We start from the raw sequence: 12,598 nt of genomic DNA on the forward strand, positions 1-12,598 counted from the left end.
GTGATTTTATTGAGTTATGTTGATGAGATATTCATTAGTGATTTAAAAGAGATTTTGAATGAGGACTGGGAAATTGATAATCGAGCAAAATGGGATGGAAGCAAGAAACCGCAGACGAAGCGAATTTTACAAGTTTCTCATAAGTATGATCTATCCAAAGGATTTCCAATTAATACTTTGCGTGAGATTAATTACAAAGCAGCCATTGAAGAGATGCGATGGATTTACATTCAAATGTCCAATAATATTCAAGACTTTAAAAGCAAGATTTGGAATTCATGGGCAAACGAAGAAGGGTACATAGAAAAAGCTTACGGATACCAAATAGCTAAACCGACAATGGGGTTTGAATCACAGGTTCACTATATACTAAATGAAATTAAAACAAATCCAACAAGCAGACGCATACAGATGAACATGTTTAACGCAAAAGATCAAGAAACTAAATCTAAAAAATCATTGATTGAATGTGCTTTTGGTACAATTTTTTCAGTAAAGAATGGAAAATTACACATGACATTAACTCAAAGATCAGGCGATAAAATTACAGCAGCAGGAGCTGGTGGGTGGAACGTTGTACAGTATGCTGCTTTAATGCACGCAATCGCTATGGAATGTGGCTTAGAGGTTGGAACATTAAAGCATGACATTCAAGACTTACACGTTTACGACAAACACTTGCATCAAGCAGAAGAAATGATTAGACGCTATGAAGAGCTAGGTTCATATGGCTTACCACAATTAAAAGTAAATAAGAAACCATTTTTTGAATTAACTGCTGATGATTTTGAGTTAGTTGGATATAAGAATCATGGAGGAATTGGTCGAATTGAGGTGGCGACTTAAGATGGCAAGAAGAGTTAGAAATATATACATAGAGAAAGAAAATCATGTCGAGATTTTAATATTTGACAAAAAAGACAACTATAAACACACGGTTTTCATATCGAAAAACAGATTAAACGATGTTAAGAAATATAGCTGGTCAACTTACAAAAGTAGAAAAAGACATTATGCTCATGCTCATATTGGTGAAGGTAAATATATAAAAATGCATAGACTAATAGCAGAGAAACTTTACGGAAAGTCAAAAAAGACGGTTGATCATATCAATAAAAATGGACTAGATAACAGGGATGTCAATCTTAGGTATGCTTGTAATAGCACACAAGGACACAATAAGGGCATGTTTGGACACAACACATCAGGGGTGAAAGGAGTCAATTTTAATAAGTTAAATAATAGATGGAGAGCTGAAATAGACTACAAAAAGAAAAGATACTCAAAATCATTCAAAACATTCGAAGAAGCGGTAAAACAAAGAAAAGAGTGGGAAAGCAAAATACAAAAGGGAGAATTTTTATGAGTGTTTACTTTATATCTGATACACACTTTTCGCATAGAAAAATATTAGATTTTGAAAATCGACTTTATTCATCAGTAGAAGAAATGGATGAATGCATGATTGAAAATTGGAGTTCTACAATCACAGACAATGACATTGTATATCATCTAGGTGATTTCTGTTTGAGTAATCAAGACCTAAATCAATTAAATGTAGGTGTTGATAGTGACTTAATGTTAAATACATTTAAACTGAAGTATGGTCAACCTACTTCCTTAGAACAATTAATTTAAACACATAGATAAGATCAATCCATTACTAGAAGAAATATTTATTAGAGAAAGAGGTAGTAAATGAGTATCAAGATTATAGCATGTTTTGATAGAAGTCGTGCCATCGGTTACAAAAATAAACTATTATACAAACTTCCGAATGACTTGAAGAGATTTAAGGAGTTAACAACAGGACACTTTGTTCTCTTTGGAAGGAAAACTTTTCAGAGTGTCTTGAAATATAACAACGGAAACCCTTTATCAAAAAGAGAGAGTATTGTGCTAACTAAAAATGAAAATTTTGAAGCGCCTTTAGGTGTCCATGTTTTTAATAATATAGAGAGTATAATCAATCATTACACAAAAACAGGAAACCAAGATAGAGACCTATGGATTTGTGGTGGAGAGCAGATATATAGACAAGCGATGCCGTATGCAGATGAAATCTATGCAACTCTTGTTGATACTGTTGCACCAAAAGCAGATTCTATGTTTCCTGTTATTGATGAAAAACACTGGGAGCTTGTTGATAGTATAACTAATAAAGCAGATGAAAAACACAAATATGACTATGTTTATTTAACTTATAGAAGAAGGTGAGTGTGAATAATATGGACACAATTCAAGAAATGAACTGTATCACAACTGAAAAAACAATTAAAGACATAGATGAAAGAGAAGGAGAGTTAGTGCTGGTATTTAAAGATGGGTCAGAAATTCATATAGATAAAAGAAACAATCACTGGACTTATCGTTTCTTTATGAGGCCATGTGGATAAATAAAAGGAGGATTTTATTTAGATTTAAATCCTGAAGAAAGGAATAGTGAATAAGATGTCATTAAATTTCAATGAAGTAGTTGAATTTATGAAAGAATTTAAGGTTGATTTATTAAATAGATTTGGTGAATTAATTATTGATGAACCAACAAATACCTATGTATCCATTGACAATTGTAAAGACATAGACGATGTAAAAACATACGTAGTGTATGCTCTTTGTCGCCCTATTTATAAAGGATTAGACGATAAACCTGCGTCCCGATTATTAAAACGAGTAAATGACTATTTCAAAGTGAGTCTAACCAAAGAAGATGTGGGATTAATGTATCGAGAGCTGTGCTACACAACAAAACTAGAAGAATTTAAGGGATTTATAAAGCGTGGTTTTCCAATTAATGAATTAAAATAAGTATTTTAATAAGAAAGGCAGGTGTTCAATATCAACTTATATAGAGAGGTTGAGTTAGAAGAAGTAGAAGAAGAGATTAGTAGGCAGGTGAATACGGTTATGCATTTTATGAGCGCAGAAAAAGAGAAATTCTTGAATCTTTTTGATCGTGGGTTTTACGAAGAAGCACATAGAGTCGCGTTAAGTAATATAAATTTACACTATTCTTATCTATCGTATGAACTACTTAAATTCATCGAGGCAAGAGACATAATTGCAAGTGGAGAAAAAGTATATACCGACTTGGTAATTACAAATTACTATTAGAAAACCTCAAGATTGGAAGTGAAATTATGAAAGTAAGGGTAATATTCATTCATCCAACAAAAGGGATTAACGATGCAACTATTGAATATGCATCTTGCGTTGAAGATGTAGTCAATAAACTTAACGAAGTTGGTTGCTCCGTCCTATCAGTAGAAGAAGAAAAGTAGTTCACAGATCGAGAAAATAGTGAAATAAATTATGTCTTTTATTATGAGCAATAAAGGAGAGCGAATAAATGAGATATTTCGAAGTACACGATCCATACTATGCTTTAATTAAGGCTGAATGTAAAGAAGACGCTATGAAAAAGTATATTAAATATGTATGTAATGAAGAAGATGGTTGCGATTTAAAAGAAGTCAGTAGAGATTATGCCCTTGCTGCTTTCTCCAGAGTTCCAAGCGAGAACAGAGTTTTGTTGCCGATAAGTCAGGTAGTAGATGAGTTTTTATGCCAAGAAAACGAGGTTCTTATAATTGACGGAGCCTTACTTTAAAGGAGAGTGAAGGTGTGACAAAAATACACGTACTAGCCGACGAAACATTAGGTGGAGTCGAGCGCGAGTATGTTGAAGCAAACTGCAAAACGGAAGTCGGCGACAATAGAGATTTTAAGCGAATAGCCGGAGGCGATAGCGAATGATTAACGAAATTATCGAAAGGTTGTGCATGGAAATCAGAAGAAGCGACGGTGACTTATGGACGTTCGATGTTGAAGATGTTTCGAAAGTTTTGGCGGAGATTGAACGACTCCAATCCGAAGTAACATATTGGCGAATGGAACGCAATCATGAACGAAGGCAAGCGGACTTATACATCGAAAAGTACAAGAGGGAACGTGCGGAGGTTGTTAAACTCGAAGATTTTCTTCAAGAGATCGACACGCACCTACGGTCGACACCGGACGCATTGCCGCATGTTTTCGGAACTATACGTAAGTATTGGAATTATCGGGAGGCGGAGTAATGAACTCCGCAGAATTACGTAAGCAATACGACGAAGGTAAACTGACGCCCGAGCAATTTCTTGACAGGTTATTTGAATCGGAAGAAGCGGACAGAGTTCGAAGAAGAATAATTAAAAAAATGGAGGATACAAAATGATGAAAGAATTAAACGAAATGTCTTATGACCAATTAATCAAATATTCGTTGCAAGTATTTAAAGAAGTAAGGCGGAGGGCATACGAAGAAGGATATGAACAGGGCAAATTTTCCGCTGAAATGATGGGGAAGACCAAGGGGCTTGCAGACGATGTTTTAAAAGAAATACAGCAACAATCTATCGGTTTTAAAACACTTGACAGATCAAAACCGTTTATTGAACGCTCACGTAAAGTGGCTCAAGAGCAGCGTGATCGTATCATTGAGCAGGCGAAGGCTGATATTACCGGCCTTATACCTAGCGAAGATGAATTCTACGGAAAATACTACTGTTTAAAACTCGAACACGGAGTTAAGGTCTGCGAAGCTGAATTCGTTATAAATAAAGACAAACGTACGGTTGTCGCAATTATGCGAGGATGGGTTTCCAATGAAATTTACGCGCGAGGAATCGCCAAATGTGCACCTGACGATTGCTTTAACGTACACATCGGCAAGGCTATTGCGTTAAGGCGAGCGCTTGGACTCGAAGTGCCAGCGGAATATTTAAACGCGCCACAGCCGACGGAAGTGCGCGTTGGCGATGTAATTAGAAACGAATATTTAAATTACCGCGGAGAGTATTATTCGAGAATTGTAACGGATATTGGCGATGAAAAGGTTCGATACAGCAGCGGAGGATTCGATTATGCCGACGTATTGGAGAGCTGTGAAATCGTCGACGACAGCCGGGAGGTGTCCGAATAATGCGCCAAGACCACGAATTAAGCGTACCGGAATTGCTCGCCAAGATCGAAAAGTTGATTGGTATATTACGTGTAAAGGCATACATCGAAGGTTTTGAAGAAGGACGTGCTTTCGAAAGGGAAGGGAACGAGGAATGAGTTACGAGCAAAGTGTAAAAGGACTGACGTGGGGAACATCAAAGTTTACCGAAATAGCTAAGCGCGGCGAGTGTGAAGGCGAAGCAAAGCACGAAGTTAATCGTTTGCTGTCCGAAATCGAATTGTTAGATATGCCGCCCAAGGTTTTCGAAGAAGCGCGGGCTGATGCTGCCATTATATTCGAATTGTGCGGAGGTGAGTGTCAAAATTGGGACTAACTGAAGCAATCCACGCAATAATTGATGAAAGGACAAATGCGATCGTAAGTGTAGTAGGCAAACGATATACCAAAGCGGAATTGCAACCAAAGAAGTTATGGAAATATGCTGCGGTTATAAAAGATCTTGGTATGACAAAAGAAGAACAAAAAGGAATGTGGCGCGTTGAAAATTTGTGAACATGGCTCATTAAAAAGACAATGTTATACATGTGAATTAGAAGAGGAGGTCGATCGTCTAACTAAGGCCATAGAGTTAGTTATGGATAACACTTGGGACGATGATGCTCATGAATTCCTAAACAGGGTATTGGATTACAAAGAAAATGAAGGCCCTGATTATAGATGGAAATTAAAATAATAGTTATTTTTTAAAAAGCATAAATGGGAGGCATAGAAAATGAAAAGAGAATGGTTAACCACAGGGGAAATGATAGATAAATTGCAGGTCGGGGAAGTAGCGGAAAGCAGCAACCATGACAAGGTAACGAAAAGCAAAGATGGAGGAATATGCTTTACATCAAGTGGAATGAATTTAATCCTAAACACGCACTTTACCAATTTACGATGGCGCATCCTTCCGAATTTCGTATCGTTTGAAGAAGCTATGAAGGCTATCGTAAAAGGCAAAAAAGTTAAATTTCATATTGATAATGGTAAGAATTTTGAAATAGACCATTTTTCGGTTGGAGTTATGAGGATTGATGCAACACCATTAGGAAAATTTTCTCTACAAACATTATATAATGGCAAGTGGGCGATAGAAGGTGATTCGGAATGAGCAACCTAAGAGAAATAGACCGCCTCATCGCTGAAAAGGTGATGGGGTGGGATACAGAGGAATTTAAAAATATTTGCATTATTAGGGCTTACGCAGAAGATGAAGTGATATCTATACCCGATGACTTTTGTCCGTCAGAAGACATAAAAGATGCTTGGGTGGTAGTTGAAAATCTCAAAAGAGAGGGCACTTACTTGGTTGTATGCCCGGAAAAGGAGAAATACGCTGTCAACGTATGGGTAGATGATGGCAAGGATAGATGTATCCCATACACTTCGGTCGAAGCTGATACTGCACCAATGGCAATATGTTTGGTAGCACTAAAGGCTGTTGGGGTGGAGGTAGAGGTCGGTGAATAAGGAACACGACTTAAGCCTCAAGGTTGACCATATCGAATGGCACCAGGTTTCACAGGAGGATAAAAGAGGATGCGGGGTGAGTGGTGTGGAACGGTTGGAAAGAGCGAAAAAGATAATAAAAGACATGGTGGAATTTATAGAAAACGTATCTCACATTGGGAAAGAGGATACAGAGTATCTTGATTGGCTTGTCTCCACTGTGGAGGAACAGCAGAAGGAAATAGAACGATTGGATAACGAAATGGATGGATTGTTAACGATTGTAGAGGATAGAAACCCTAAAGCGCATGATTTATTCATTAAACTAAAGCAAGAAAACTCCAAGTTACGAAAAGCGTTGGAGGGAGTATTAAAATACAGACACGTAGATGAAGGATTAAAGGATCAGCTTAGAAAGGTGCTAAAGAAATGACAGGAGAGTAATGAAATGTGGATAGTATTTAAGAATTGGGATGGTTGCGAAGCAGATGTTAAGAAGTTTGATCAAGAAAATGAAGAAAAAGAATATTATGAATCTCAGATTGGATTTACGAGTGCAACAATGTACATGGCTAAAGTAGAAGAAAAATATGGTTAAATAAAACACTGAGTTTATTATTGTGATCGCATTTAGGTTTTCCGTCTTCTTCTCAGCGCTTTCTTATTTCTTTAGTTTCTTTGGGAGTTAGGTGATAAGCCATTTATTCTCACCACCGTTCTATCTGTTTATTACATTATACCCGTTTTGCATGATTATAATAATTGATTAAATCAGATTCATAGGTAAATAAAAAGCAAGTTTTATTGAAATTCATCAAGAACAAAATAAAACAATATATGGAGAACTGTACAGTTACATAAGCGTTGCAACGGCTCCTACTGATCATGGGAGAGATAGTTTTGATAAAATTTGAAACGCCAAAATTTACCGAGCTTCTTGCAGTAGATGACGAGACCTACAAGCGCTTGAATTTTGGAGGAATTTATAAATTTTATTGCACCAGTAAGAATTTGTTATATATAGGAAAAACCAAAAATTTTAATTCAAGGATTAGAAGCCATTTCTCGGGAACTAGTAATACATCAGGTTTTATTGATGAAGTCGCCTACTATTCGTATGCAAAGATTGATAGCCTTGCCGAACAAGACATTATAGAAACCTATTTAATAAACAAGCTTATGCCAAAATATAATTTTTATAAAACATATTTTGATTTAGATGTAAGTACATATAATGATTATTTAAAAGAAACTTTTATAGATTTCACAGTGAGGTTAATAAAGGCTAACAAGGGGATCGAGATAGGCATAGCAACACTTAAATATTTTTGTAAATTGCAGAATGTTGAATACCTAAGTGTTACTGATACATATGTAAAAGAACGTCTCAGTCAAGAGGGCATCTATTTTCAAAAGAATGCCTTAGTCATGCGATAAAAGGTAAATTTTATTCAACCAGATAAAAGTAACTTAGAATAATAAATGAAAGGGGGATTACATGTCAAAACGCAACATTCCAAAAGGAGTTAAGTTCATACAACCAACTAACGAAGATCAAGAGTCAATTGATAATCTTATGAGCCTCATTAGAGAGGCTGTAATACATAAATTAAATAATAGATAGAGACTACCGATTGATTTATTGGTAGTCTTTTCTTATAATGTTAATAACCAACAACTCCAATGAAAATAAATAATAATTAATATATGGGAGGAATATTTTTAATGAAAGATATCTATGCTGTATATGTACGTGTATCAACTGGCAAACAAGCCGAAGAAGGTGATTCAATTGAAATGCAGATTAACTTGGCTAGAAAATATGTTAAAGAAAATGATGGAATTCTACCTGAAGAAAATATTTTTATTGAGCCAGCAGTCTCAGCAAGTAAGACAGAACTAAGCAAAAGATCAGTATTACTTCAATGTCTGATAAAAGGTGAAAAGGGTGGATTCAATAAACTGTTAGCATACAAGAGAGATAGGCTTGCACGAAAAGCAGAAGACTCCCTTATAATTCGAGGTAAACTACAAAAAGCAGGAATTGATTTAATATTTACTTCAACAGGAGATGGCGGCGAAGTTGATTTAAACGATCCCTATCAGAAAATGATTGAGAATATTAGATCATCTATAGATGAGCTTGAATCTGTAAACACCTCAATTCGTGTCTCAGACACTATGAAAGATAAAGCTAAAAGAGGAGAGTTTTCAGGTGGAAATCTTCCTTATGGATATATGCTAGACAAAGACAGAAATATCATATTTATCGAGTCTCAGAGAGAATTAATCAAAGAGATAGAGGATTTATATTTAAATGGACAAGGAATTGCTGCCATTGCAAGATGGTTAAACGGTGAATCAATCAGAGGATTAGGATATAGACCAACAGGGAAAGCAGAGAAGATTAAACAATTTAAAACGAGCTCACCTGATTGGACTAGGGATGCTATAAAAGGAATTTTATTTAATCATTTTTATGCAGGATATCTTACTTACAGACCCAAAAGCAAACCAGGTGAAGAAAAAGAAGAACCAATTATTGAAAAAGGAACTCATGAAGCAGTTAGAACTGAAGAAAAACAAGCGCTTATAGATAAAACAAAAAACAAAAGAGCTAGTAAAATTGTTCCACCTAGATTTTACACCACCACTTTTTTATTAAGTGGACTTTTATTCTGTAAGGAATGTGGACAAAAGTATTATACCAGAAACTCAACTAGAAGCACTGGTTCATATAGTTACTATGTATGTTCATCTCGTCAGACACATATACCAATAGAGAGATGCCCATCTCCATCTTTTAGTAGAGAAATATTAGAAGAGTACGTAGTAAATAATATTATGCAACGGATTAAAAAAGTCGATCTTTTAGGACTGCAAGAATCTATTAAGAAAGAGTTAAACAAAAAAATTAAGAACAGAAACAGTGATTTGGAAGAAGTTGAAAAGAAAATTTTGAAATTAGAAAAAAACATGGAGGCGATACAAAGGCTTCTTTTAGAGCTAGACCCAACAGACGAGTTCTATGAAATGATGAGAGACTCTTATCAAGACAGTCAGAAAAAAATTCTAACAGATTTAAAACAAGCAAAGGTTTTAAGAGAAACATTAAAAGAAAAATCTGAAGAGACAGTTGATACTTTTCAACAAGCTAAAACCATTTACGAGAGCCTAATTCATTTTGATGAAACGTTTTATGATAATCCATTTCATAGACAAAAAGCAATCTTAGAAAGCATTATTGAAAGAATCGAAATCAATAAAGAGGGAAAGCTTGATATTATTCTAAAAATCCCTCTCGATGATAAAGTGAGTGAAGAAATTAGTGAGGTTTCATTTATTAGCTTTGGAGGAGTGGGAGATACGACCACGTTGATTTTGGCACCTCTTGTCGCAGCACTCGGCATTCCCGTTGCCAAAATGTCCGGCAGGGGTCTGGGACATACGGGTGGAACGATTGATAAATTGGAGGCAATTCCGGGATATCGTGCCGAAGTGTCGGAAGATGAATTCATCCGGCTGGTAAATAAAAACAAGCTGGCGATCGTCGGGCAATCGGGGAACCTTGCACCGGCCGACAAAAAAATATATGGACTTAGGGATGTAACGGCAACTGTAAATGCGATCCCGCTCATTGCAAGCTCCATTATGAGCAAAAAAATCGCCGCGGGTGCCGACGCCATTGTGCTGGATGTAAAAGTGGGTTCTGGCGCTTTTATGAAAACAATGGAAGATGCAAGCGCGCTTGCGGATACAATGGTGGAAATCGGCAACCTGGTGGGCAGAAAAACGATGGCTGTCATTTCGGATATGAGCCAGCCGCTCGGCTATGCAATCGGCAATGCGCTGGAAGTAAAGGAAGCCATCGAAACGCTGCAAGGGAGAGGACCCGCCGACTTGACGGAATTATGCCTCGTTTTGGGCAGCAAAATGGCCGTGCTTGCACAAAAAGCAGCGTCGGAACAGGAAGCGCGCGGAATGCTGGAAGCAGTCATTAAAAACGGGAAGGCATTTCATGTATTTAAACAGTTTTTGGCTGCACGGGGAGCCGATGTTTCTGTCGTAGATGAACCGGATAAATTTCCGAAAGCCGCCTATCAAATTCCGGTCGAGTCCCCTGAAAACGGATATGTTTCAGCGATCACAGCCGACGAAATTGGGACAGCCGCGATGCTGCTTGGTGCGGGCCGGGCAACGAAGGAGTCTGTCATTGATGTAAGCGTCGGGGTTATTTTACATAAAAAAATCGGGGATGAGGTAAGCGCAGGGGAGCCGATTGCGACAATCCACAGTAATTCGCGAGATGTTAAGGAAGTAACGGAAAAAATTGTTCGGGCGTACAGTTTTTCAAAAAAAAGACCTGCTCCCGTGCCATTAATCAGGAGGTGAATGATGGAATTTACTTTCAACATTTTCCGCTTCGTGTTATGATAATTGATAGTGATTCTCATTTATGATACATGGGGGTAAAGATATGTTGGCTGTAAACTCGATTGCCGAAATCATTCGGGAAAGAACTTCCATTAAAAAAGGTTTTATTAATAAAGAAATCAGTCGTGAGCAAATTTTATCATTGCTGGAGGACGCTGTTTGGGCCCCGAACCATGGCGTGCGGGAGCCTTGGCGTTTTATCTTTATATCCGGAGAACGGAAGGAAGCGTTTATTGAGGAGGTGCTTACATGCGTTGAACCGGCAAAGCATGAAAGCACCCGCAGCAAACTGGGGGAAGTCCCCGCAATGCTTGTTGCGGTAGTGAACGACGATCCGCGCCAAAAAATACGCGAAGAAGATGTTGCAGCTACGAGCTGCCTTTTGCAAAATTTCCAGCTTCTCGCATGGGAACGTGAAATCGGCGTCTGCTGGAAAACACCTGCCTATATTCATGATCCGCGCTTGCGTTCGGCGCTCGGTGTTGAGCCCGGGGAAAAAATTATCGGCCTCATGCAAGTGGGATATTTTGATAAAGAAACTGTGGCAAAAAGGAGCCGGAACCGGACGAATCCCGCTGAAAAATGGACGGATTATTAAGCGGAAGGGACCCATGGCGGTCCTTTATTTAAAGATAGGCGTATATCATTTGGGTCTGCCACGGTCGTTTGGATCGTGGTATTTCCATTTTGTGGAGAGGAATGTAAGTAAAGAAATCTTTTTGGAGTACCGATATATTGTGCCGCGTCCTTGATTGTGAATATGTTGTGAGTGATAGACATGTGCTGTTGATTTTCTGTAAACGATCATGCAAAGACATTCTTTTCCCGTAATCTGCATTTTTTACTTCTCTTGTGTCAATGGAGTGGCTTTCCTTTTACCGCCTGATATTTGTTTTGACTTTTACGGTTAATGGAAGGACGATGCTTTGACCGTCAACTCACATTTTCTCTGTTTGCGGGCAATGGAAAGGCGCCAATGGCACCTAAAACATATCGGCCCCTTTCATATTGTTGTATAAAGGTTGTTTGCGTGTTAAAAACAACAGGGAAAACCGGACGCTGTGAAAAAACAGATGGAGTATAAATTGACGGTTCGCCAATTTATTCCAATCCGATCTCCTACTCCTAACTTTTAAGAAAGCATAAATTGGCATGTCGCCAATTTAATCAAATCCAACCTCCCACCTCTCACCTCTAAGAAAAGACGCGCCAGCGTCTTTCTTAAAGATAAGAAAGTATAAAATTTGGGTCTACCACGGTCATTTTGACTGTGGTATTTTTGTTTTATGGAGAGGAATATTCTTAGAGAAATCTTTTTTGATAACCACCAACATTGGGAAGCCTTCAAGCGCAAACATGGAGCTAAAATCCGTCCAATCGTAATCAAGGAGGTTGAGAAGTTTCGCGATTGTGGAGATATTATGAAAGGGTTTAAACTCTTTGTGTGCGAGGGCTGCCATGACGTTCGTAAAGTCCCCTATCGCTGTAAGGGACGCTTCTGTACCACTTGCTCCGTAGGGGAGAGCGAAGAGTGGAGCAGACTGCTGACTGAAGATGTCCTTCAGGTGAATCACCGCCATGTGATTTTTACGATTGATGAAGGACTGCGTGATGTCTTTCTTCTTCATCGTCATTTATTAAAGGATTTGATGGATGAGGCTGCGAAATTAATAATGGACTTCTTTAAAAAGAAAGCAAAGGTAACTCCCGGAATCATTGCGGGACTGCA

At 37.8% G+C, this 12,598-nt stretch carries 22 protein-coding genes and 1 pseudogene; all 23 read left to right on the plus strand.

Annotated features, from left to right (window positions below; all coding sequences use genetic code 11):
* Window positions 1-9: 9 nt before the first annotated feature.
* Window positions 10-846 carry a thymidylate synthase gene (locus tag AB1L08_RS02675; protein WP_413063124.1) on the plus strand — a complete coding sequence of 279 codons (837 nt, stop codon included), beginning with the start codon at window positions 10-12 and terminating at the stop codon, window positions 844-846.
* Between the two features lies 1 nt (window position 847).
* Complete coding sequence (locus AB1L08_RS02680) at window positions 848-1,366, plus strand: HNH endonuclease (protein WP_413063125.1); 519 nt, start codon at window positions 848-850, stop codon at window positions 1,364-1,366.
* Window positions 1,363-1,638 (plus strand): hypothetical protein, encoded by a 276-nt coding sequence (locus tag AB1L08_RS02685; protein WP_413063126.1) that lies wholly within the window; start codon window positions 1,363-1,365, stop codon window positions 1,636-1,638. The genes AB1L08_RS02680 and AB1L08_RS02685 overlap by 4 nt, the downstream gene beginning before the upstream one ends.
* Window positions 1,639-1,698: 60 nt before the next feature.
* On the plus strand, window positions 1,699-2,217 hold the full coding sequence (locus AB1L08_RS02690) for a dihydrofolate reductase (RefSeq protein ID WP_413063127.1): 519 nt from the start codon (window positions 1,699-1,701) through the stop codon (window positions 2,215-2,217).
* 11 nt (window positions 2,218-2,228) lie between these two features.
* A complete protein-coding gene (locus AB1L08_RS02695) occupies window positions 2,229-2,396 on the plus strand; it encodes a hypothetical protein (protein WP_413063128.1) in 168 nt (55 codons plus the stop codon).
* A gap of 88 nt (window positions 2,397-2,484) precedes the next feature.
* On the plus strand, window positions 2,485-2,808 hold the full coding sequence (locus AB1L08_RS02700; protein ID WP_413063129.1) for a hypothetical protein: 324 nt from the start codon (window positions 2,485-2,487) through the stop codon (window positions 2,806-2,808).
* 541 nt (window positions 2,809-3,349) lie between these two features.
* Window positions 3,350-3,610, plus strand: coding sequence for a hypothetical protein (locus AB1L08_RS02705; protein ID WP_413063130.1), 261 nt, complete (start codon window positions 3,350-3,352; stop codon window positions 3,608-3,610).
* Window positions 3,611-3,624: 14 nt separating this feature from the next.
* Window positions 3,625-3,756, plus strand: a complete 132-nt coding sequence (locus AB1L08_RS02710; protein ID WP_413063131.1) for a hypothetical protein — start codon at window positions 3,625-3,627, stop codon at window positions 3,754-3,756.
* Window positions 3,753-4,079, plus strand: a complete 327-nt coding sequence (locus AB1L08_RS02715; protein ID WP_413063132.1) for a hypothetical protein — start codon at window positions 3,753-3,755, stop codon at window positions 4,077-4,079. The genes AB1L08_RS02710 and AB1L08_RS02715 overlap by 4 nt, the downstream gene beginning before the upstream one ends.
* Window positions 4,079-4,216, plus strand: a complete 138-nt coding sequence (locus AB1L08_RS02720) for a hypothetical protein (protein WP_413063133.1) — start codon at window positions 4,079-4,081, stop codon at window positions 4,214-4,216. The genes AB1L08_RS02715 and AB1L08_RS02720 overlap by 1 nt, the downstream gene beginning before the upstream one ends.
* On the plus strand, window positions 4,213-4,962 hold the full coding sequence (locus tag AB1L08_RS02725) for an ATP synthase subunit B family protein (RefSeq protein ID WP_413063134.1): 750 nt from the start codon (window positions 4,213-4,215) through the stop codon (window positions 4,960-4,962). The genes AB1L08_RS02720 and AB1L08_RS02725 overlap by 4 nt, the downstream gene beginning before the upstream one ends.
* A complete protein-coding gene (locus AB1L08_RS02730; protein WP_413063135.1) occupies window positions 4,962-5,099 on the plus strand; it encodes a hypothetical protein in 138 nt (45 codons plus the stop codon). Before AB1L08_RS02725 ends, AB1L08_RS02730 begins: the two co-directional genes overlap by 1 nt.
* On the plus strand, window positions 5,096-5,317 hold the full coding sequence (locus AB1L08_RS02735) for a hypothetical protein (RefSeq protein WP_413063136.1): 222 nt from the start codon (window positions 5,096-5,098) through the stop codon (window positions 5,315-5,317). The genes AB1L08_RS02730 and AB1L08_RS02735 overlap by 4 nt, the downstream gene beginning before the upstream one ends.
* On the plus strand, window positions 5,308-5,496 hold the full coding sequence (locus AB1L08_RS02740; protein ID WP_413063137.1) for a hypothetical protein: 189 nt from the start codon (window positions 5,308-5,310) through the stop codon (window positions 5,494-5,496). Before AB1L08_RS02735 ends, AB1L08_RS02740 begins: the two co-directional genes overlap by 10 nt.
* 220 nt (window positions 5,497-5,716) lie before the next feature.
* Window positions 5,717-6,097 carry a hypothetical protein gene (locus AB1L08_RS02745; protein ID WP_413063138.1) on the plus strand — a complete coding sequence of 127 codons (381 nt, stop codon included), beginning with the start codon at window positions 5,717-5,719 and terminating at the stop codon, window positions 6,095-6,097.
* A complete protein-coding gene (locus tag AB1L08_RS02750; RefSeq protein ID WP_413063139.1) occupies window positions 6,094-6,456 on the plus strand; it encodes a BC1872 family protein in 363 nt (120 codons plus the stop codon). The genes AB1L08_RS02745 and AB1L08_RS02750 overlap by 4 nt, the downstream gene beginning before the upstream one ends.
* The gene (locus AB1L08_RS02755; RefSeq protein ID WP_413063140.1) at window positions 6,449-6,868 is read left to right on the plus strand and encodes a hypothetical protein; all 420 of its coding nucleotides are present in this window, start codon (window positions 6,449-6,451) and stop codon (window positions 6,866-6,868) included. Before AB1L08_RS02750 ends, AB1L08_RS02755 begins: the two co-directional genes overlap by 8 nt.
* A gap of 15 nt (window positions 6,869-6,883) precedes the next feature.
* Window positions 6,884-7,033, plus strand: a complete 150-nt coding sequence (locus tag AB1L08_RS02760) for a hypothetical protein (protein WP_413063141.1) — start codon at window positions 6,884-6,886, stop codon at window positions 7,031-7,033.
* A gap of 302 nt (window positions 7,034-7,335) precedes the next feature.
* Window positions 7,336-7,872, plus strand: coding sequence for a GIY-YIG nuclease family protein (locus AB1L08_RS02765; RefSeq protein WP_413063142.1), 537 nt, complete (start codon window positions 7,336-7,338; stop codon window positions 7,870-7,872).
* A 288-nt stretch (window positions 7,873-8,160) separates the two neighbouring features.
* Window positions 8,161-9,267: pseudogene (locus AB1L08_RS02770) on the plus strand (recombinase family protein); the annotation flags it as partial.
* A 330-nt stretch (window positions 9,268-9,597) separates the two neighbouring features.
* On the plus strand, window positions 9,598-10,827 hold the full coding sequence (locus AB1L08_RS02775) for a thymidine phosphorylase (RefSeq protein ID WP_413063153.1): 1,230 nt from the start codon (window positions 9,598-9,600) through the stop codon (window positions 10,825-10,827).
* A gap of 85 nt (window positions 10,828-10,912) precedes the next feature.
* Window positions 10,913-11,467 (plus strand): nitroreductase family protein, encoded by a 555-nt coding sequence (locus AB1L08_RS02780; protein WP_413063143.1) that lies wholly within the window; start codon window positions 10,913-10,915, stop codon window positions 11,465-11,467.
* A gap of 688 nt (window positions 11,468-12,155) precedes the next feature.
* Window positions 12,156-12,598: transposase zinc-binding domain-containing protein (locus tag AB1L08_RS02785; protein WP_413063144.1), on the plus strand; the 443-nt coding region annotated here is incomplete at its 3' end.

The organism is Siminovitchia jepli (assembly GCF_047228825.1).
GTDB lineage: Bacteria > Bacillota > Bacilli > Bacillales > Bacillaceae_C > Siminovitchia.